The sequence below is a fragment of the Ralstonia edaphi genome, assembly GCF_958350185.1.
Taxonomy (GTDB): Bacteria; Pseudomonadota; Gammaproteobacteria; order Burkholderiales; family Burkholderiaceae; genus Ralstonia; species Ralstonia edaphi.
This window is the reverse complement of the sequence record NZ_CATWHI010000001.1, coordinates 893,497-913,118: the sequence shown is the minus strand read 5'-3', so window position 1 is coordinate 913,118 and position 19,622 is coordinate 893,497. Positions and strand designations below refer to the sequence as shown.

Annotated in this window: 26 protein-coding genes; 19 read left to right on the top strand and 7 right to left on the bottom strand. The window is 62.5% G+C overall.

Going from position 1 to position 19,622, the window contains the following annotated elements; translation table 11 throughout:
- Positions 1 to 3: 3 nt before the first annotated feature.
- The 14 genes from R2669_RS04065 to R2669_RS04000 all read left to right on the top strand — a co-directional run bounded on the left by R2669_RS04065 (position 4) and on the right by R2669_RS04000 (position 11,441).
- A complete protein-coding gene (locus R2669_RS04065; protein ID WP_316898723.1) occupies positions 4 to 1,821 on the top strand; it encodes a DUF3383 domain-containing protein in 1,818 nt (605 codons plus the stop codon).
- 8 nt (positions 1,822 to 1,829) lie between these two features.
- Positions 1,830 to 2,270: a phage structural protein gene (locus R2669_RS04060; protein WP_303678316.1), complete on the top strand. Its 441-nt coding sequence runs from the start codon at positions 1,830 to 1,832 to the stop codon at positions 2,268 to 2,270.
- 12 nt (positions 2,271 to 2,282) lie between these two features.
- The gene (locus R2669_RS04055) at positions 2,283 to 2,729 is read left to right on the top strand and encodes a phage tail assembly chaperone (protein WP_316898721.1); all 447 of its coding nucleotides are present in this window, start codon (positions 2,283 to 2,285) and stop codon (positions 2,727 to 2,729) included.
- A 56-nt stretch (positions 2,730 to 2,785) separates the two neighbouring features.
- Positions 2,786 to 2,920 carry a DUF6889 family protein gene (locus tag R2669_RS04050; protein WP_316890171.1) on the top strand — a complete coding sequence of 45 codons (135 nt, stop codon included), beginning with the start codon at positions 2,786 to 2,788 and terminating at the stop codon, positions 2,918 to 2,920.
- Positions 2,910 to 4,805, top strand: a complete 1,896-nt coding sequence (locus tag R2669_RS04045; RefSeq protein WP_316898719.1) for a hypothetical protein — start codon at positions 2,910 to 2,912, stop codon at positions 4,803 to 4,805. Before R2669_RS04050 ends, R2669_RS04045 begins: the two co-directional genes overlap by 11 nt.
- The gene (locus R2669_RS04040) at positions 4,802 to 5,416 is read left to right on the top strand and encodes a phage baseplate protein (protein WP_316898718.1); all 615 of its coding nucleotides are present in this window, start codon (positions 4,802 to 4,804) and stop codon (positions 5,414 to 5,416) included. The genes R2669_RS04045 and R2669_RS04040 overlap by 4 nt, the downstream gene beginning before the upstream one ends.
- Positions 5,416 to 5,727, top strand: coding sequence for a phage baseplate plug family protein (locus tag R2669_RS04035; protein ID WP_316898716.1), 312 nt, complete (start codon positions 5,416 to 5,418; stop codon positions 5,725 to 5,727). The genes R2669_RS04040 and R2669_RS04035 overlap by 1 nt, the downstream gene beginning before the upstream one ends.
- Positions 5,724 to 6,647, top strand: coding sequence for a phage protein (locus tag R2669_RS04030; protein ID WP_316898714.1), 924 nt, complete (start codon positions 5,724 to 5,726; stop codon positions 6,645 to 6,647). The genes R2669_RS04035 and R2669_RS04030 overlap by 4 nt, the downstream gene beginning before the upstream one ends.
- Positions 6,648 to 6,723: 76 nt before the next feature.
- The gene (locus R2669_RS04025; RefSeq protein ID WP_316898713.1) at positions 6,724 to 7,356 is read left to right on the top strand and encodes a Gp138 family membrane-puncturing spike protein; all 633 of its coding nucleotides are present in this window, start codon (positions 6,724 to 6,726) and stop codon (positions 7,354 to 7,356) included.
- An 8-nt stretch (positions 7,357 to 7,364) separates the two neighbouring features.
- Positions 7,365 to 7,718 (top strand): contractile injection system sheath initiator, encoded by a 354-nt coding sequence (locus R2669_RS04020; protein ID WP_316890164.1) that lies wholly within the window; start codon positions 7,365 to 7,367, stop codon positions 7,716 to 7,718.
- Positions 7,715 to 8,905, top strand: coding sequence for a baseplate J/gp47 family protein (locus tag R2669_RS04015; protein ID WP_316898711.1), 1,191 nt, complete (start codon positions 7,715 to 7,717; stop codon positions 8,903 to 8,905). Before R2669_RS04020 ends, R2669_RS04015 begins: the two co-directional genes overlap by 4 nt.
- Position 8,906: 1 nt before the next feature.
- Positions 8,907 to 9,566, top strand: coding sequence for a DUF2612 domain-containing protein (locus R2669_RS04010; protein ID WP_316898710.1), 660 nt, complete (start codon positions 8,907 to 8,909; stop codon positions 9,564 to 9,566).
- A 60-nt stretch (positions 9,567 to 9,626) separates the two neighbouring features.
- Positions 9,627 to 10,868, top strand: a complete 1,242-nt coding sequence (locus R2669_RS04005) for a hypothetical protein (protein ID WP_316898709.1) — start codon at positions 9,627 to 9,629, stop codon at positions 10,866 to 10,868.
- Positions 10,869 to 11,441, top strand: a complete 573-nt coding sequence (locus R2669_RS04000) for a DUF4376 domain-containing protein (protein ID WP_316898707.1) — start codon at positions 10,869 to 10,871, stop codon at positions 11,439 to 11,441.
- A gap of 12 nt (positions 11,442 to 11,453) precedes the next feature.
- Here the strand turns inward: R2669_RS04000 and R2669_RS03995 are convergent, their stop codons facing one another.
- Positions 11,454 to 13,025 carry an acyltransferase family protein gene (locus tag R2669_RS03995; protein WP_316898705.1) on the bottom strand — a complete coding sequence of 524 codons (1,572 nt, stop codon included), beginning with the start codon at positions 13,023 to 13,025 and terminating at the stop codon, positions 11,454 to 11,456.
- On the opposite strand from R2669_RS03995, the gene R2669_RS03990 reads away from it, so the two are divergent.
- Together R2669_RS03990 and R2669_RS03985 are read left to right on the top strand one after the other, a co-directional pair.
- Positions 13,003 to 13,188: a hypothetical protein gene (locus R2669_RS03990; RefSeq protein ID WP_316898703.1), complete on the top strand. Its 186-nt coding sequence runs from the start codon at positions 13,003 to 13,005 to the stop codon at positions 13,186 to 13,188. The genes R2669_RS03995 and R2669_RS03990 overlap by 23 nt on opposite strands.
- On the top strand, positions 13,181 to 13,726 hold the full coding sequence (locus R2669_RS03985) for a glycoside hydrolase family 19 protein (protein WP_316898702.1): 546 nt from the start codon (positions 13,181 to 13,183) through the stop codon (positions 13,724 to 13,726). Before R2669_RS03990 ends, R2669_RS03985 begins: the two co-directional genes overlap by 8 nt.
- Positions 13,727 to 13,731: 5 nt before the next feature.
- On the opposite strand, the gene R2669_RS03980 is transcribed toward R2669_RS03985, so the two are convergent.
- The gene (locus R2669_RS03980; RefSeq protein WP_316898701.1) at positions 13,732 to 13,980 is read right to left on the bottom strand and encodes a hypothetical protein; all 249 of its coding nucleotides are present in this window, start codon (positions 13,978 to 13,980) and stop codon (positions 13,732 to 13,734) included.
- Between the two features lie 68 nt (positions 13,981 to 14,048).
- Here R2669_RS03980 and R2669_RS03975 point away from each other — a divergent pair, with 68 nt between their 5' ends.
- Genes R2669_RS03975 through R2669_RS03965 form a run of 3 tightly spaced genes read left to right on the top strand, consistent with a single transcriptional unit; the run spans position 14,049 to position 15,278 of the window.
- Positions 14,049 to 14,606, top strand: a complete 558-nt coding sequence (locus tag R2669_RS03975) for a hypothetical protein (RefSeq protein WP_316898700.1) — start codon at positions 14,049 to 14,051, stop codon at positions 14,604 to 14,606.
- Positions 14,590 to 15,003, top strand: coding sequence for a hypothetical protein (locus tag R2669_RS03970; RefSeq protein ID WP_316898698.1), 414 nt, complete (start codon positions 14,590 to 14,592; stop codon positions 15,001 to 15,003). Before R2669_RS03975 ends, R2669_RS03970 begins: the two co-directional genes overlap by 17 nt.
- Entirely contained in the window at positions 15,000 to 15,278 is a 279-nt protein-coding gene (locus R2669_RS03965; RefSeq protein WP_316898696.1) for a hypothetical protein, read from the top strand. The genes R2669_RS03970 and R2669_RS03965 overlap by 4 nt, the downstream gene beginning before the upstream one ends.
- On the opposite strand, the gene R2669_RS03960 is transcribed toward R2669_RS03965, so the two are convergent.
- From R2669_RS03960 to R2669_RS03940, 5 genes are all read right to left on the bottom strand, one after another.
- Positions 15,279 to 16,217, bottom strand: a complete 939-nt coding sequence (locus R2669_RS03960; RefSeq protein ID WP_316898694.1) for an SOS response-associated peptidase family protein — start codon at positions 16,215 to 16,217, stop codon at positions 15,279 to 15,281. It abuts the gene before it with no gap.
- Positions 16,218 to 16,505: 288 nt separating this feature from the next.
- Positions 16,506 to 17,438 carry a DUF72 domain-containing protein gene (locus tag R2669_RS03955; RefSeq protein ID WP_316898692.1) on the bottom strand — a complete coding sequence of 311 codons (933 nt, stop codon included), beginning with the start codon at positions 17,436 to 17,438 and terminating at the stop codon, positions 16,506 to 16,508.
- Positions 17,435 to 18,358 carry an SIR2 family protein gene (locus tag R2669_RS03950; RefSeq protein WP_316898690.1) on the bottom strand — a complete coding sequence of 308 codons (924 nt, stop codon included), beginning with the start codon at positions 18,356 to 18,358 and terminating at the stop codon, positions 17,435 to 17,437. Before R2669_RS03950 ends, R2669_RS03955 begins: the two co-directional genes overlap by 4 nt.
- Before the next feature lie 5 nt (positions 18,359 to 18,363).
- Complete coding sequence (locus R2669_RS03945) at positions 18,364 to 18,522, bottom strand: hypothetical protein (RefSeq protein ID WP_186829213.1); 159 nt, start codon at positions 18,520 to 18,522, stop codon at positions 18,364 to 18,366.
- 140 nt (positions 18,523 to 18,662) lie between these two features.
- Positions 18,663 to 19,598: a GlxA family transcriptional regulator gene (locus tag R2669_RS03940; RefSeq protein WP_316898688.1), complete on the bottom strand. Its 936-nt coding sequence runs from the start codon at positions 19,596 to 19,598 to the stop codon at positions 18,663 to 18,665.
- Between the last annotated feature and the right edge of the window lie 24 nt (positions 19,599 to 19,622).

The following is a 19,622-nucleotide window of genomic DNA, read 5'->3' as shown; positions in this document are numbered from 1 at the left end:
TCCATGCCGAACACCTTGCCGGTCTCGCGGCTCATCAACGTATCGATCAACATGTCGCCCCAGGCCGCGCAGGGTGCGAACCTGAACACGGGCCTGATCCTGGGCGCATCGTCGGTCATCGACACGGGCGAGCGCTTCCGCGCGTACGCGTCGGCGGCCGCTGTGGGCACGGACTTCGGCCTGACCGCGCCCGAATATTTGGCCGCTGCGCTGTACTTTAACCAGGTACCGCAGCCCCAATCGCTGCTGGTCGGCCGCTGGGCGAAGGCCGCCACGGCTGCCAAGCTGAAGGGCGGCCTGATCGCCGCCGCCGCGCAGGCCATGTCCAACTGGGCGATCATCTCGAATGGCGCGTTCAGCATCACGATCGATGGCGTAGTCAAGAACGTCACGGCCCTCGATTTCACGGCGCAGACCAACCTGAACGGCGTGGCGTCGGTCATTTCCACAGCGCTCGGCGCCGCTGGTAGCTGCGTCTGGAACGCCAACTACAGCCGCTTCGAGATCACGAGCGCCACGACCGGCGCCGGCACGGCCGCCAGCGGCACGATTACGCTGACCGGTAATCCGGCTGCAAACGACACGGTCACTGTGGGCGGCACGGCCATCACGTTCGTGAGCGCCAACCCGACCGGGAATCAGGTGCTGATCGGCACGACCGCCGCGCAGACCGCTGCGAACCTGCAGGCCTTCCTGCAAGCGTCGGCCGACGTCAACATCAGCAAGTGCAAGTACTCGACCACGCTGGGCGTCGTCTCCGTGACGTACGCCTCGGTGGGCTCTGCCGGCAACAGCTTCACGTTGGCCAAGTCGTCGACCAACATCACTCTGTCGGGCGCAACGCTGTCGGGCGGCGTGAATGCATCGTCGATCACGTACGCCACGGCGCCGGGCTCCGGCACGGATGTTTCGGCACTACTGGGCCTGACGACTGGCGTCGCCTCGGCACCGGTGAACGGCGTTGCGGCTGAACAGCCGGTGGATGCTGTCGCCGCCATGGTGACGAACTTCGGTCGGCAGTTCCTTGGCATCTCGTTCGCGGACACCACCGTCACGAACAACCAGCATCTGGCCGTGGCCGCGTACATCGAGGCCGACCAAGCCCACCTGTACGGCATCACGTCGCAGGAAGCCGCCGCGGTGGACGCAACGCAGACGACCGACATCGGCTACCTGCTCAAGCAGCTGGGCTACAAGTACAGCTTCGCGCAGTGGTCGAGCACCAGCCCGTACGCTGTGGCGTCGATGTTGGGCCGCCTGTTGACCGTGAACTTCAACGGCAACCGGACGACCATCACACTGATGTACAAGACGGAGCCGGGTGTTGTTGCCGAGTCGATCAACACGACGCAGGCAAACGCGCTGGACGGCAAGAACTACAACTACTACGTCAACTACGACAACAGCACGGCGATCATCCAGAACGGCATCACGCCGAGCGGGATCTTCATCGACTCGATCTACAACGCGATCTGGTTCCGCAATCGCGTGCAAACCGACTTGTACAACGCGCTGTACACCAGCCAGACGAAGATTCCGCAGACCGATGCCGGGAATCAGGTACTGGCCGCGACGATCGAGTCGTCCTGTGCCGCTGCCGTCAACAACGGCTATCTGGCGGCGGGCGTGTGGCAGCAGGCCGGCTTCGGTGCGCTGAATCAGGGCGACACGCTGTCCAAGGGCTACTACGTGTACACGCCGCCGATCTCGTCGCAGTCGCTGTCGGATCGCCAGGCGCGCAAGTCCGTGCCATTCCAGGTCGCAGCCCTTGAGGCTGGTGCGATCCACTCGATCGCACTGACCGTCAACGTCCAACGATAAGGTGAACCATGCCCGCGTATAGCTTCAAAGACGTTTCGGTCTCGCTCGTCGGCCCGACTGGCACGCTTTCCCTCGGCTACGGCAACGCTGTGGCCGAGGAAGGCGTCGATGTGAACGCTGCGAACGACAAGAACACCATGACGGTGGGCGCCGACGGCGAAGGCATGCACAGCCTGCATGCCGACAAGTCCGGCCAGATCACCATTCGGCTGCTCAAGACCAGCCCGCAGAACCAGAAACTGATGGCCATGTATGACGCTCAGGCCATCAGCGCGTCGCTGTGGGGCAAGAACATCATCACGATCACGAACTCGGCAGCGGCAGACCTCCATGTCGGCCGCGAGTGCGCGTTCAAAAAGAAGCCGGACATGAAGTACGCCAAGGACGGCGACATCGTGTCGTGGGTCTTCGATGCCGTGAAGATCGACTCGGTGCTGGGCACCTACTGATCGGAGCCGTAGATGCAGACGATCGAATTTGAGATCGGCGGCCAGCAGTACCGGGCGGCCAAGTTGGACACGTTCAAGCAGTTGCACGTGTCCCGCAAGGTCGGCCCGGTGCTGCCGAAGCTGTTGCCGGTGTTCCTGCAGTTCACCAAGTCGGCCAAGGATGGCGCGCCGGCGGACGACCTGACGGCCATCGCCGCAGCAGTCGAGCCGCTGACGCAAGCCCTTGCGGACATGGCGGACGCGGACTTCGAGTACGTACTGAACACGTGCTTGGCCGTGGTGCAGATCAACAAGATGAACAACTGGGCGCCGGTGTACACGCCTGGCGCCGGGCTGATGTTCGAGGAAATCGACCTCGGCACAACCGTGCAACTGGTCGCGAAAGTCATCTGGCACAGCCTGGGCCCTTTCTTGTCCGGGTTCCTCGCGAACGCTCAACCGACGAACCCGACGGCATAGCGTGGGCTTCTCTGGCTGACGGCCTGGACTGGTTGATGCGGCCGGTCGTAAGCGGAATGTGCCGATACGAAAGCCTCAAGGACGGCACTGTCGACCTCGCTGACATCGCGCTGATGAATGAGGCGCTCGACGTGAAGGCCGAGAACGCTCAAATCGCCCACAGACTCGCAGAGCAGAAGAATGGCCAGTAACGTCGATACGATCCGCGAGTTCCTGGTCGGCCTTGGGTTCAAGGTCGACGAGGCAGGGCAGAAGCGCTTTGTCGACGGCGTCGAGAACGCCACCGTCAAAGTGGTGAAACTCGGCGCAGCAGTCGCGACTACGGCTGCTGCCGTGGTGGCGGGCGTGGCGAAGATTGCGGACCAGATGGAAGGTCTGTACTTCGCCTCGTTGCGCACGAAGGCGACGGTCGAGAACATCCAGGCACTCGACTTTGCCGCCGGTCAAATGGGGTCGACCGCCCAGGCCGCCGTCGGCTCTCTGGAAAGCCTCGCGCGCTTCATGCGCAACAGCCCGGGCGCCGAAGGCCTGCTGCACAGCATTGGCGTGCAGACGCGCGACGCCAACGGCGCGCTGCGGGACACCACCGAGATCATGAGCGATCTCGGCGCGCGCTTTGCGCAGATGCCGTATTACCTCTCGAACGCCTACGCGCAAGCGCTGGGCATCGACGAGAAGACGCTGATGGCCATGCGCGAAGGCATGGGCCAGTTCAGCGACGAGTACCGCGAAATGCTGGCCAAGGCCGGCATGGACTCGCAGGAAGCGGCGAAGTCGTCGCACGAGTTCATGAACGAGGTGCGCTCGCTCGGCGCCGCGTTCGTGATCCTCGGCCAAAAGGTCGCGACTACCCTTACCGGCAAACTGTCGGGCGATCTGCGCCGCTTCCGCGATGGCGTGGTCGACAACTTCGGCCGGGTAGCGGAGATCGTCGAGAAGGTGGCGCGCGGCGTTCTGTTGGTTGCTGATGTCGTCAGTACGCTCGCACTGCGCGGCATGCAGGCCATCGGCGCCGTAGTCGACTGGTTCAATGGTCTGGACGGTACGGTCAAGACGATCATCGAGACCGTTGCGGCGCTGGGTCTTGCGTGGAAGCTGCTGTCGGCGGGCTTTCTGGCCACGCCGATCGGCCGCATCGTCGCGGTCGGCACGGCCATCCTCGCCCTCTACGACGACTACAAGGTCTGGAAGGAAGGCGGCAAGAGCCTGATCGACTGGGAACAGTGGGAACCTGGGATCAAGGCGGCCGGTGCTGGAATCCGGTGGCTGAAGGATCTGCTGTCGGACATGATGTATCGGGCGATTGCTGCGGTCGACGCCATTAATGCAATCTGGCACCGCGACTGGAAGCGCCTCAAGTTTGCCGTGGGCGAGTTCCTGGGCGGACAGGGCAAGCCTTACGGCGATCAGGAGCAGCCTGCCGCTCCTGTGCCTAGTGCCCCGCAAAGCGCTCCGACTGTCCCTGGAGGACCGGCTTCCCCTGCCCCCGCGCCGGGGGCGTCCGGTGGCAGCGCTCGTCAGCCGCGCGGCATCCGCAACAACAACCCCGGCAATCTGAATTACGTCGGGCAGGCGGGCGCCACGCGCGAGGCCGGTCCGAATGGCCGCTTCGCTGTCTTCCAGACGGCCGAAGACGGCCTGATGGCGTTGGCGCACCAGTTGCGCCTGTATGCGCAGCGCGGCATCAACAGCGTGCGCGCGATCATCTCGAAATTCGCGCCGCCCAGCGAGAACGACACGCAGTCATACATCGAAAGCGTATCGAAGCGCCTCGGCGTGGATTCGAACGCGACGCTGAACGTCAACGACCCGCGCGTCATGCAGGGACTGATGGACGCGATCATCAAGGTGGAGAACGGGCGCAACCCGTACAGCACCGAACAACTCGCGTCCGCCTCTGCCGTGAGGTCGAATGGTGGACAAGGCGGCGGTGCTGCACCGGTGACGCTGACGCAGGAGACGACGATTCACGTCACCGGCGGCGGTGATCCGCAGGCGACCGCGCAAGCTGTGTCGCAGGCCCAGAACGGTGTGAACCAGCGGCTGGTGCGCAACATGAGGACGGCAGTTCAATGACCAGTCTCGTCACAAGCGGGATCGCGCTGGCGGCAGTCGCTGGCGCGGACCTGATCAGCGCCATCTTCATGCCGAAGCGCTCGATCAACTCGTCGTTGGGCACCTTTAGCGCGTACATCACGCTGGAGGAGCACCACCACGACGAGTTGGTCATCACGGATCACCCCGTGGAGCAGGGCGCGCAGATCTCCGACCACGCTTACAAGAAGCCGTCAGAACTGACCATTACGATCGGCTGGACGAATAGCAGCATTGCGTCGATCACGTCGCTGCAGTTTGGCAACTATTCGTCGTACGCATACGAGCGGCTGCTGAAGCTGCAGAAGAACCGCGAACTGTTCAGCATCTCCACTGGGAAGCGCAAGTACCAGAACATGCTGATTCAGTCGCTCGACGTGACGACCGACGCGAAGACCGAGAACGCCTGCGTCGCGACGCTGCACTGCCGCGAAGTGATCATTGTCCAGACGACCACGACGCAGTTGGTGCCGGCTGAGAACCAAGCCATGCCGCAGAAGACCGGGCAGTCCACCAACACCGGAACGAAGCAGCCGCAGGCGACGAACACCAGTCTGCTGTACAGGGGCGCATCCGCCTTGGGGTTGAACTGATGGCTAGCGTTTTCGAGATCCCGCTGACGGCCCAGCCGCAGACGTTCAACATCACGCTGGTCGGCGTCGAATATCAGTTCTCGCTGGCCTGGCGAGATGCCGCTAGCAGTTGGTTCCTGGACATCGCCGACGTAAGCGGCAATCCATTGCTGTCTGGCATCCCGCTGGTGACAGGTGTGAACCTGCTTGCGCAATACGCCTACAAGGCGTTCAGCTTCGAACTTTGGGTGCAGACGGATGGGGCTGACGCCCCGCCGACATTCACCAACCTTGGTACCGATTCGCATCTCTACTGTGTGATTCCCTCATGACGCAACAGTGGATTCGTCGAGTCAGCCTGATCGTGGGCGATGCAACCGGGAAAGCTCGCGATCTGTCCGAACTGCATGTTTCGTTTCGGATCTTTAGCGCCACCACGCAAAGCCCCAAGCACACGACGATTCGTGTGTACAACGTAACCGACGCCACGGCGAAGAGCATCCAGAAAGAGTTCAAGCAGGTATTCCTTCAGGCCGGTTATGGCGACAACTTCGGCCTGATTTTCTCCGGCGCGATCAAGCAGGTGCGCAGGGGTCGCGAGAACGCGACAACCACTTTCATCGACCTGATCGCGGCAGACGGGGACGAGGCCTACAACTGGTCGATAGCGAACACGACGCTGGCCGCTGGGTGGTCTCAGTCGGACTATTACCGCACGCTATTGCAGTCGATGGCGCAGTACGGAATCGCCGCGGGCTTCACACCCGCCTTCGCGCCGACAAAGATGCCGCGCGGGAAGGTCTGTTACGGCATGACGCGCGACTATATGCGCCAGTTGGCCGGCGCCAGCGGCACGCATTGGTCCGTGCAGAACGGGCAACTGCAGATGGTGCCGATTAACGGGTTCGTGCCCGGCGAGGCGATCGTGCTGACGTCCGCCACCGGCATGATCGGGAATCCGATTCAGACCGTGGACGGCATCATCGTCAAGTCGCTTCTGAATCCGAACATCAAGCCGGGGACTCGGGTGCAGATCAACAACTCGAGCATCCAGCAGGCGGCGCTCAGCACCGACTACACGGCGACGAACTACTTCCCGAGTCTGGACGACGACGGCTTCTACAAGGTCTACGCTATGAGCCAATCGGGCGACACGCGTGGCCAAGACTTCTACACGGAGATGATCTGCGCGGGCGTGAACGGCACGGCCCCGCTGACGTCTACCTACACAAACGCGGTGACCAGTGGATAGCCGAGAACGTTGGGACGACCCAGAGGAAGCGCTACGTGTAGCGCTCGACGGACTGCGCTCGGGCCTGTGGACGTCGATGCCGGGGATCATCCAGTCGTTCAACGCTGGGGCGGTCACGGCTACGGTCCAGCTGGCAATCAAGGGCATTGTCCATGCGCCGGACGGGGCCGCGCAGTTTGTGAACCTGCCACTGCTCGTGGACGTGCCGGTGCACTTCCCGCGCGGCGGCGGCTGCACGCTGACGTTTCCGGTCGCGAAGGGTGATGAATGCCTGGTCGTGTTCGCGGCGCGCTGCATTGATGGGTGGTGGCAGTCCGGTGGCGTGCAGGCTCCTATGGACCCGCGCATCCACGACCTGAGCGACGGCTTCGCCTTTGTGGGCTTCTTCTCGCAGGCCACCAAGATCAGCGGTATCAGCACGAGCACGGCCCAGCTGCGCAGCAACGACGGATCGACGTATGTTGAGGTCGACCCGGCCGGCAAGGTCGTCAACTGCGTGGCCCCCAATGGGATGACGCTCACGACGCCCAGCGTGACGGTTACAGGCACCATCGCCATCCAAAACGCCGGTGGCGCATCCACTGCTTGCGCGATCAATGGCAAGACCCAGTTCACGGGGCAAGTTTTTGCCAACGGCCACCGCATTGACGAGACTCATACCCACAACGGCGTGCAGCCTGGTAGTGGCAACACCGGCGCGGTCAACTAAGGATTCCCATGCGGTACCGAAAGCTCGACGCCAACGGCGATTACGTCTGGGGGCACCAGCAGGGCGATTTCTACCGGGACCAGGCTGAAGCAGTTGCGCAGGCAGTGCAGACGCGCCTGCGCCTGACGCTCGGTGAGTGGTTTCTTGATGTCACCGACGGCACGCCCTGGAATACGCAGGTGCTGGGCAAGTACACGAAAGATCAGTACGACGCGGCCATAAGGGATCGCATCCTTGGGACGCAAGGCGTGACGGAAATCGTCAGCTATGCCAGTTCGGTCGATTCGCAGGCGCGCGCGCTGACCGTGACAGCAACGATCAATACGCAGTACGGGCAAACCACCTTTTCGACCTCGCTATGACCATCACTTCTGTCGCGCCGGTTATCGACGCGTCGGGCATCCGTGCGCCCGCGTTTTCGGATGTGCTGCAGTACGTCATCGAGAAGTACCAGGGCATCTATGGATCGGACGTCTACCTCGGAAGCGATTCGCAGGACTACCAGTTTCTAGTGGCGGGCATAGCGACGCCGATCAACGACCTTAATGCATCGATTCTCGCGGCATACAGCAATTTCTCGCCTGCCACGGCGCAGAACGCGGGCCTGTCCAGCGTGGTCAAGATCAACGGCCTGAAGCGCAACACGCCGACTAATTCGACAGTCGATCAGGTTATCGTCGGCATCGCCGGCACTGTCATCACCAACGGCGTCACCCAAGACTCCAACAGCAACAAGTGGAGCCTGCCGGCAAGTGTGACCATCCCGCCGAGCGGCACGATCACGGTGACGGCGACGTGTCAGACCGTAGGCGCCATCCAAGCGGGCATCGGCACGGTCAACCAGATTGCGACACCTACCTATGGGTGGCAGACGGTGACGAACCTTACGGCGGCAGCCGCGGGCGCCCCCGTTGAGACGGATTCACAACTGAAAGCCCGACAAGCAGTATCGACGGCGCTGCCGTCGCGCACCGTGCTGGAGGGGACGGTTGGCGCCGTATGGGCGGTTCCTGGCGTCACTCGCGTGACTCCGTACGAGAACGACACGAAGGTTGCAGACGCCAATGGCATTCCGGGGAACAATATCTACCTGGTAGTCGAGGGCGGCGACGCTACGGCCATTGCGCAAGCTATCGCAGCGAAGAAGACTCCCGGCACTGGCACATACGGCACGACGACAGTCTCCGTGACGGACGCCTACGGCATCGCGCATCCGATCAGCTTTTACCGCCCGACCTACGACGCCATTACGTGCGCAATCACTCTCAAGGCGCTGGCTGGCTATACGACGTCGATTGGTACGGCCATCCAGAACGCGGTGGCCGCCTACGTGAATGCAGTGGCCATCGGTGGTGCGCCCGGCGGAACGGTTGAGTGGGATTCGGCGCTCTCGGCGGCGAAGTCCGTGGCCGGTAGCAACACCTTCCGTATCACGTCCTTTACGCTGAGCGGCCCCGGGGGCGCCGGGACGCCTGACGTGCCTCTGGCTTTCAATCATGCGGGACAAATGCTCACGCCGTCGTCCGCCGTAACGATCACAGTGACCTGACATGGCACAGGCTTCTGACTACACCGCCCTCATCACCACCGAGCACGCTGGCAAGCCGAAGTTCATGGCGATGATGTCCATCGTCGCCCAGTGCTTCGCCGATCAGATAAATCTTGCGCAGTCGATCCCGGCTGCCTTCGACCTGGATCAGGCGGTCGGCGTCCAGTTGGATGCGGTCGGGCTGTGGGCTGGCATCAAGCGGCAGGTCAAGACGCCATTGAGCGTCTACTTCTCGTTCGATACCGCTGGTTTGGGGTTCGATCAGGGTAACTGGCGGGGCCCGTTTGATCCGAGCACGGGGCTCACATCGCTGGATGATGCAACGTTCCGCACACTAATCCGGGCGAAGATCGCAGCAAACAGCTGGGATGGGACGATCCCGGGGGCCGCCGCCGCATATGCCAATTTGTTTGCTGGGTCCGGAAGCTACATCTTCATCCAGGACAACCAGGACATGACGATGACGGTGGGCGTCTCTGGGGCTATCCCGAGCGCGCTGCTGCGCGCCCTGTTCTCGGGCGGCTATCTCCCACTCAAACCAGAGGGCGTGCACGCCAACTACTTGGTTCCGTCCGCCAATAACACGCCGCTCTTCGGTTTCGATGTTTCCAACCAGTACATAGCCGGATTCGACACAGGCTCTTGGGCCGTATCGGCCTAATCAGCCACTGCATCGCAACAAGCCGCCTTCTTGCGGCTTTTTCTTTTTCTGGAGCCCGAATTGGCCCTGCAAAACGACTTTCTCCCGTTCGCCACAGGCGGATCGGCAAACGTCCTGACGCAAGCGCAATATGCTGCACTGATCTCCTCGGTGATCGCGAATGGCTTTAGCTCTGGTGTCGCACAGTCAGCCCAACTCAACAAGGTTTGGCGCCAGTCGAGCATCATGGCCGCCGTCCTCGCTCAGTTTGCGGCGGACTACTCAGGCCAGAATTCGACTGACGATGGCACGACGGCAACGTTGGAGGCGAACCTAGTTACGGCCATCCGTAGCGCAACGAAGACGAGCGTGATCCTCGCCGATACCGGCGCGGCGAATGCCTACACAGCAGTGAACGTCCCGCCGCTCACTTCCGGCACGTGGGTCGATGGCGTCGTCCAGCAGGTCAAGATCGCTCACGCCAACACCGGCGCATCGACCTACGCCCCGGACGGCCTGACCGCGATTCCCATTTACGGGCTCGGCCTGCAACCCCTGCAGGGCGGCGAGCTGGCGCTGAACGGAACCGCCGTGCTGATGCGCTTGACCATTGCTGGCGTGAATAGCGGCAACCCTATCTGCGTGCTGATGGAGTGCGCGGGCGGCGCGCAGCAAGTCGCCCCGGCCACGCAAAGCCAGCATGCGATGCAACTGGGGCAAGCAACTGGCCGGCTGCTCAACGTCCAAGTGATCACATCGTCTGGCACCTACACGCCGACGACGGGGACGAACTCCGTGGTGGTGGAAGCGGTTGGCGGCGGCGGTGGTTCTGGCGGTGTTCCTGCGACGTCTTCCACACAAAGCGGTATCAGCGGCCAGGGTGCGCCGGGAGCATATGCCAAGGCGCGCTATACATCAGGCTTCTCGGGTGTGTCGGTAACGATCGGAGCTGGCGGCACCGCAGGCACCACTAGCACCGCAGGCGGTACTGGTGGCACTACGAGTTTCGGAGCGCTACTGACTTGTCCCGGCGGCGGCGGTTCACCTTTCGGATCCGTCTCAGCCACGCAAAACAACGCATCGGGGGGGGCGTCACCATCTGCCCCTTCGGGATCTGGAATTTTGTACACGCAGATATTGCAGGTGAACGGCGCTATTCAGGCATCTACCAACATTGTTGCCGGCCTGTTTGCAATCGCCTCCACGATGCCAGGATCTTCGCGAGGTCAAGGTGCAAATGGCGTGTTTGTCGCATCATCGTCGGCTGCTGCGCCCGGCGTCGCTGGCACTGGCGGTGCAGTCGTTGTGTGGGAGTATGCATAAATGAAAACCTACGCGTACATCGAAAACGGCGTGGTCGTGGAGATCATCGGTCCGGCGGCGGATGCTGACGGGAAAGAAATCCTTATCAGTGAGCGATTTTCTTCGAACTTCGTTGCGAAACTGGTTGATGTGACGAATGCCCAGCCGAAGCCATCTGCCGGATGGGGCTATGACGGCGTGAAGTTCTCTGCGACGTTGCCTATCACTTTGGCGCAGGCACAGGCAGTGCAGATCGACAAAATTAACGCTGCGTGCGCAACTGATCTCATCGGAGGATTCACGTCATCCGCGCTTGGAAGCGCTCGCAACTACGGCTCCAACGACAATGACCAACGCAACCTGCTCAATGCGGCCTTAGCGTCGCAGGGGCAAGCTTCATCGTGGGTCACGCAGCTATGGTGCGCAAACGGGGCAGTTTGGTCGCTGGCGGACCACACGGCCGCCCAAGTCCAACAGGTCAATACAGACTGGCTTGCATTCCGACTCTCGCGGCAGCGGAAGTGCGCGGACCTGAGGGAGAAGATCAGCGCGGCCACCGATCCACAAGTCGCGCTGTCCATCGCCTGGGGCTGAGTTCGAAGCGGATTATGCGGCCCCCGCCGCCTTTGATTCCGAGCGCGACGTGTTGGCGATGGCCAGAATTTTCGAGCGGAGGTAATCGCTCAGGCCAAGCTCCAGATATTTCCTAGAGAGCGCCGCCGCACCAATGGAAGCCGCCACCACTACAAGCGCAAAGCTGGGATCGCGCAAAGCCTCCCGATAGGGGGTTTCCCAGCCAATGTCGAAAACTGGCTTGATGAAGAAAGGGTGAACTAGATAAAGGGAATAGGAGACGTTACCCAGCCAAACCAGTGACTTAGGTGCGGGAATGCTGATGGTTTTGCTGCAAATGGCGAAGCAAAGGAACATGAGAATGAGAGACCATCCCCAGCCGTTCACACCCATTCCCCACGCCACTTTGGATAGCAAAACCCAAACGACGACAGCGGAACTGAAGAAGCACAGAAAGATGGCCAACCCCTTGTTTTCGATCTTGAACCTGGAAAGGTAAAGCAGCCCGATTAGGACCCCGGCAGCAAATTCCCAAATAAGCGGCGACGAGACAAGTGCCAGATATGACGTGAATCCGTACTTGCTCGACATATCCAGCGCAGGCAGTTGGCCGTTCATCAGTGGTAGGCCTAGCAACGTTGCGGAAAGTATCAGAAGCAGCAACGGCCACATGAATCGACCGAAAAACATGCAGACCGTCAACAAGAGGTAAAAGTACATCTCGTAGTTGAGAGACCAACCTGGATGCAGAACGGATCCACCGAGAATTGGGGCCGGCTGTGAGTCCAAACCAAGCGGGATGAAGGCGATGGAGCGAATCATTGCTCCAAATGAATACGGGAACACGGCCCCGATCGTCCGATCTGCTAGTTTGACAATTACCCAGAATGCGATCGTGAGCACGACATACGTTGGCCAGATTCGGGAGAACCGTTTCACGGCAAAAGTGAAAGCTGATCTGGCATTTGGATTCACATCTTTAGTCGAGTAGACCATGATGAAACCGCTTATGACGAAGAACATGGGAACACCGGCGCTTCCGCTCCCAACTAGCCATTGAAATAGGCCCTTATCGTCAATGGGAAGGGCTTGCAGCTGCAAAACGTGGAGCAGCACCACCATCAGAGCAGCGATCCCGCGCAAAGCCTGCACGAAGGCTAGATTTTCGTTTTTCATGTGGAGCGAGGCACTTGGCCTGGTCGCGAGTGTAGATCGTGCGGGCTCGGTAAATTGCCATGGCGCCGCGTGGTTGTTCACCGGGTCGAGATTGTAACCGCACCGCACCGCAACAAAATTCCAACACTTTGCCCGCCCTGAGCGGGCTTTTTCATTTCTGGGGGTCTGAATGTCCGAACCAATAAGCGGCAGCGCGGCAGCAGGGGCAGCGGGTGCCGCGGCTTTCAAAGCCTTGGGCGGCCCGGCCGCCGTGGCGGGAGGTGCGAGCGTGCTTGCGACGATTGTGGTGATGGTGATGACATTGCCGAAGAACCGTGGCGAATGGGCGGTTGCTTTGATCTCGACGGTGGTGGCCAGCCTGTGCGGTGGCGCTGCTGCGATCCAGTACTTGGGGCTCGCCCAATGGATGACCACGACCAACGGGGCCATGGCTCTGGGCGGAATCTACTTCTCGTGTGGGCTGCCAGGCTGGACGATCGTTCGCTGGGTGTTCAACTTCCTGAACAAGCGCAAGGACAAAGAACTGCCCGAGATTGTTGCCGAACTGGCAGACGATGCGCGGAAGATCACTGCGGGTGGCCCAAATGGCTGAGCCGCTTGTCACAGCCGAGCAGTTGCACGCGATCATGCCGCTGGCCGGTGCGCGCGCGGATGTGTTCGCGCCGATTCTGGCCGACGTGATGCTGTTCCGCCAGATCAACACACCAACGCGCGCCGCTGCGTTCTTGGCGCAGGTCGGGCATGAGTCGGGCCAGTTGCGCTACCTGCGCGAGATCTGGGGTCCGACGCCGGCACAGGTCCGGTACGAGGGTAGGGCAGACCTCGGCAACACGCAGCCCGGCGATGGCAAGCGTTTCATGGGGCGCGGGCTCATCCAAATCACGGGACGCGCCAACTACGCCGCGTGCGGCGCAGCGCTCGGCATCGACCTAATCGCGCAGCCCGAGCTGCTGGAGACGCCCGTGCACGCCTCGGCATCGGCTGCTTGGTTCTGGCTGAAGAACAACTTGAACCGCTTTGCTGATCGCGGCGACTTCGTAGGGCTCACGCGCTGCATCAACGGCGGTACCAACGGCATAGCCGACCGCCGCGCACTCTGGGAGCGCGCGAAGGCGGCGCTGCACGTCTGAAAAATCTAGCTGGCCGAGGGGTTACCAGCAGCGGCGCCTCCGGCTCCACCAATAGCGCCGTGGGCTGACAGAGGGCCGCCGCCCCCACCGTAGGAAGCCAAACTAAAGCCAAACGTACCGTCTGGGCGGCGGTGCACCGTCGTTTCCTGCTCGCCATTTGCGGTTGAGATCGTGACCTTGACGCTCGCCCAGTCTTCGCCGAGATCCGCGCTGATTGGAGTCGATTCGCCAATCATCAATCGAAGCTTCTGCATACATCCTCCGTTCACTCAGTCCAGTATAGCCGCCCTCGGGCGGCTTTCTTATTGCCATGGAGGGCCGAATGGCCGTCACCGATACCCACGAAGAGAAAGATACGCTGGCCGTCGACGTGCTGCTGCCGGGCCACGAGGCACGCGTCACGACGCCGCTGTTCCTGCATTCGAAGAAGGCCCTGATCGAGCGCGAAGGCGGCCGCTGCTTCATATGCAACGCGACTGCGGAAGAAAGCGGCCATCCGCTGGAGGCGCATCACCACCCGATTGAGCGTTCTCTCGCCAATCTCATCAACTGGGAACTGGTCGCCGCTCAGGCGAAGGCCGGCGAGTTTGGCCAGCGCGCAGCTGCGTTCGACTGGGACGGCTTCTTCAAGGATGCCAAGACGGTCACGGCGCCAGCAGTGCCGGGCAAGCCGGCCGCGCAGTACATGGTGCCCGCAGACCCCTACCTGTTCGTCGACGACATGACCGTCAACGGGCTGCTGCTCTGCAAGCAGCACCACACCGGCAAGGACGCAGGTATCCACGACATGCCTTTCCCGCTATGGATCGCGCAGCGGTATGCGATCGAGGGCTACCAGTTCACCCCCAACGAGGTAATCCACCATGCTGATGGTCATTGAAAAGGTAGCCGACTGGCTGTTCGGTAGCGTGCAGCGCATCCTGATCGTGGCCGTGCTGCTGGTAATCGGCATGGCCGCCACCGTCAGCATGGTCTACAAGCACGAGCGCGACACGGCGCGCGCGCAGTTGGCGCAGGCGAAGGCCGATCTGGACAAGGCGAAGGCCGATAACCAAGCGCTGGGCGATTCGCTGGCGCGGCAGAGCCAAGCAGTCACCGACATGCAGAAGGCAGCCGTCGCGCGCGAGGCGGCGGCCGCGGCAGCCGACAAGGCCGCACAAGCAGTGCAGTCGAAATACAGCATCGCCGCCGGCCGCATTCTGGCGCAGCAGCCTGGAGTGGATGCCTGTGCATCGTTGCACGCGCTGCGCGTTACCTACGCCGAGAGTCAGCCATGATCCGCGCCGCCCTGTTGTGCATCATGCTGGGCGTGGCCTGCCTGCTGCTGAGCGGCTGCGCCAGCGCGCCGCAGGTCATCGAAAAGCCGGTCGACGTGAAAGTACCTGTACCCGTCGAGTGCAAGGCGCCCGACGTTGCTGTGCCGCCTTGGCCGTTGGCCGCGGTGCCCGATTCGGCCAGCGACTTCTATTTCTACAAGGCGGCGCTGGCCGAGATCAAGTTGCGCGAGGGGTACGAAACGCGCTTGCGCGCGGCGCTGGCCGCGTGCCAGTGATCACCCCGCGCGGCTGTGCCCGAAGTGCGGCATGCCGTTGTCCGTTAGGATGCGGTCCATGGCGTCCAAGTTGTTCGGGTCGGGATTCAGCCACGCATCGAGGTCTTCGCGCTTGATCGGTACCGGACAGCGGTCATGGCCCGCTTCTGAGATCTCCGGCGGCGGGTCCGTGGTGATGATCGCGAACGACAGCAGATCCTTCTCGCCCGGCTTCGTGGCGCGCCAGTGAGACCACAGACAGGCCACCAGCATTGTCTCCGGTGGCTCTGGTCGAAACTCGAGCACCATGTTCTTGCCCTCCGGCCCGGACACGTTCTCGTAGAAAGCGTCCACCAGCACAACCCCGTGCGTGTGTCCGTATTGGCCCTTCCAAAATCCACGCAGGTTATCCATGCGCGCGTTGTACGTGCCCGGGTACTTCTCATCGTAGAACGCTGGCTTCCCGACCGGGCGGCACTGGTACCGCATGGGCTTCACGACGCGGCGGCCGTTCTCCCAGACCATCACGGGTGCATACCAGCCAGGGAAGATGCGCGCATCGCGCGGCTTGATGTCGGTGGTGCGCAGGTCGTCCAACTTCCCCGCGATGGTAGCGATCTTGTTGGTCGCGATGCGCTCGTCGTCCGCTGCCTTCTTGGTCGCCTTCACCGCCAGCGACTGCTGCGCCTTTTCCAGCCGCTCCCGTTGTTTGGCGAGTTCCTGCAGCAGCTCGATCTCGTCGGTCTTCATCCGCTCGCGCAGCACTGCGGCGATCTTCTTTTCCTCATCCGTCACTGGCGATTCCAAGAACGGTGCCGTCATCGCCTTCGGCAGCCTGATGCGCTTCGGCTCGGCGAAGTACTCCATGATCATGCGCGTGAAGTCGTCCAGCGACATGATGGCGCCGTATTCCTTCACGAACTTTCGATAGTCGGCCTCGATGCGGGCTGAGTAGCACATGCGGCGTCTCCTCTTCGTGCGCCCATGATAGGGCAGCCGAATACTGTATATTTGTACAGTATGAAAGAAGGCGTATGTGGTTCACCTCCGCAACCGGACTCACAACACTACGGGCCGCGTCCATCGTGGGGGCGGTCGTGCGTGACGTGCTCGCACGCGATCATTGGTCTGGAGGGGCACCCGTCGAACAAGTTTTATGCAGTGGTGGTCGGATGCGATCGCGGGCTGCGGAACAGCAGCTATCCGTGCGACTCGTACGAACGTGAGCCGGGAGTCGACTAGCCCTGTTCAAAACGTCGCGTAAGTGTTTGATTCTATTAGGACGTATATGGCCTTTTGTGCACCTATTTTTGGCCGTACATTCTTTCGGTAACTGTTTGAAAATAAAAGGAAATTAGCCGTTCGACGACTTATACCGAAGTAGCAATAGACGTCGCGGCCGCTGCGCCGCTGTCTGGCGGGCGCTCCAACGCGTTGCGCATCGGGCGGCTCGCTGCCGGCGGCCCAATGGCGGATGCGATCGGCCCAGCGGTCGAGCGCGGCATCGGCATAGGCGCCGGTGTAGAGCGCGTCGGCGCCGTGCAGGCGCAGGTAGACGAAATCGCTCGTCACGTCTTCAAAGTACGGCCAATCCGCGATCGCATGCGAGACCACCAGCGCAGCGTGATGCCGGCGCAGGAGCGCGGCAAATTCCGGTGTGCAGAAGCTGTCGTGGCGCACTTCCACCGCATGGCGCAGGGGCTGCTGATCGCGCGTGGCAAACCACGGAGCCTTGACGCGCCCGTCGTGCTGCCGCGCCAACGCACGCGCAGCCGATGTGTCCTGGGGTAACAGCGAAAGAAAGCGCTCGAACCGCTCGGCATCGAACCGGTAGCTGGGCGGAAATTGCCACAGGAACGGGCCGAGCTTGCGCCGCAGTGCCAGCACCCCGGAGGCGAAGAAATTGGCCAGTGCCGGCACCGCGGTCTCGTCCCGAAAGCGCAACATGTGGGTCAGGTAGCGCGGCCCCTTGACGGCAAAAACAAAGCCGTCGGGCGCGGTGTCATGCCAGGCCTGCCAGCTGGTGATCGATTGCAGCGAGTAGTGCGACCCGTTGATCTCGATGGTGTCGAACTGGCGCGATGCATATTCGAGCTCGCGGCGCTGCGCCAGATCTTCCGGATAGAACACGCCGCGCCACCCTTCATAGCGCCAACCCGAGATGCCGATACGGATTGTCATCGCTGATTGCCGCGAGGCTGATGGCGGCGCATTGCCGTGCGCTCGCGCTGGACCTCCGTGCCGAGTGCGTGCACAGCCGCAAGCAGCGCTGAATGGTCCGCTGCCTGCGCCTGATAGCGGAGCACGTGCACGTTCAGTGCGTCTTCCAGCACGGCGGCGGTGATGTCGGAGAACGTGTCGGCTGCGGTCACGAAGTAATGGCGTTCGGCTTCGGGGTGTTCAGCACCGTAGGCTTCGAGCAGTGCACGCATGTCGGAATCGTCGATGCCGCAGCCGATAAACAGAAACGTGTGCGTGCGCAACAATGCCTCCACCAGGTCGTAGAAGGCCCGGTAGTGCGCTCGCGCCCGCACATAGTCGCACCGCGAGAAGATCAGCGAGGCCGGATGGCTCATCGAGCCGTGCGTCTTGATGATCAGGTTGCAGTCTTCACGCACGCGCGCCGCCACCGTGGGATTGCTGTAGTCGCACACGACGACCGGCGCTGTGCCGTGCGAACGGGCGCGCGCTTCGTACAGCGTGTCGAAGTTGGGAGTGAGCGTGATGCGGAAATCGAGCGCGAGCAATGCGTCGTGGATGGGTGCCGCTTCAAAGCGCGGCGTGACCAGCGCCCGGCGCAACAGCGCGGTCAGCCGACGCTGGCCCAGGACGCGGCGCACGATTTCTGCAGCGGTCAGGACATCGCCGCGCGCGACAAAGGCGCGCACCTCTTCCGCCAGTCTTGGTGCGCTGGGGGCAATGGCGTCTGCGGCCAGGCACAGCAGCTCCGCCCAGGTGGGCGGATGCCGCGTGCCATCGGCAGAGCGGGCGTTGGCCGAAATGCCCGACCCGAAGAAGAGCACCGCGCGGCGCCGGGCGATGTCTTCTACCAGGCGCGGCGGCCATTCGATCAGGGATGCCGGTTGCCCTTTGCGCCCCATGCGCGTCACTGATGCGGCGCACTCACCTGCGCTTGCACGTGCACGAGGCCGGTTTGCGGCGCCCGCAGGCCCAGCGGCTCGTCGGTCAGGTCGCGGGCCAGCGAATACGCCGTAATCACAGCCAGCGTGACCCCCACGATGGCCAGCATTTCCCGAGTGTCCATTTGCATCTCCTCCTTGGCTCCTTACGTTGCGTGTGTCCGTGGCTCCCGCCCTTTCTTATCGATATCGGGCGGCGCCGGGCTTGGACGCAAAGTTCGGACCTGAGGAGGCCAGATGGCGGAGTGGCGCGGGTTTTAGCGTGTTAGCGTGCGCGCAACGATGATGGAGGCACGCCCAGCAAGCGCTGAAAACTGCGCCGCATGCGCTCGGTATCGCCAAAACCGCATTCGGCGGCCACCCGCTGCATGGAGACGGCCCCGCTTTCCAGCGCGGCGCGGGCCGCCTCAACGCGCAATTTTTCCACGGCTTTTGCAGGAGTGAGACCGGTTTCGAACTGGAAGGCGCGCGCGAAATGGCGCGGGCTCATGCAGGCGTGCTCGGCCAGATCGCCCACGCGATGCGGTGCGCCCAGGTTGCGGCGCACGTGGTCGAGCAGCGGCTTGAAGCGGCCGCGTGCCGAATCCATCTCATTCAGCGCTGAAAACTGCGACTGCCCGCCGGGCCGGCGGTAATACACGACCAGCTGCCGCGCCACGGCGCGTGCCAGGCGCTCGCCCAGGTCTTCGGCGATGAGCGCAAGCGCCAGGTCGATGCCGGCGCTGATGCCGGCGCTGGTCCAGATCGGACCGTCGTTCACGTAGATGTGATCGGGTTCGAGCTGCACCTGCGGAAACGTGCGCGCGAACTGCTCGCTGCGGCTCCAGTGGGTGGTGGCACGCCGGCCGTTCAGCAAACCTGTGGCGGCCAGCAGCAGGCTGCCCGAACACACGCTGGCGACGCGCGCGCCGCGGGCCGCGCAGCGCTGCACAAAGCGGCGCGTGCGCGCCTCGGCCATGGCGGCATCCACGCCGTCGCCGCCGGCAATGAGCAGCGTATCGACCTGGCTGGCCGGGGGCAGAGCGTCGGCGTCCCACCGCGCCCCGGAAGAACTGCGGACAAGGCCGGCCTGCGCGGCAATCGTGCGCAGCGCGTAGTGGTCGTCCCGATACCGGCTGGCGACTTCAAACGCCGCCACCGGGCCTGCGGCGTCGAGCAGTTGGAAGTCCGGAAAGATCAGCACAGCGATGCGATGGGCCATGGCAGAAAAAGTGGGAGACTGGTC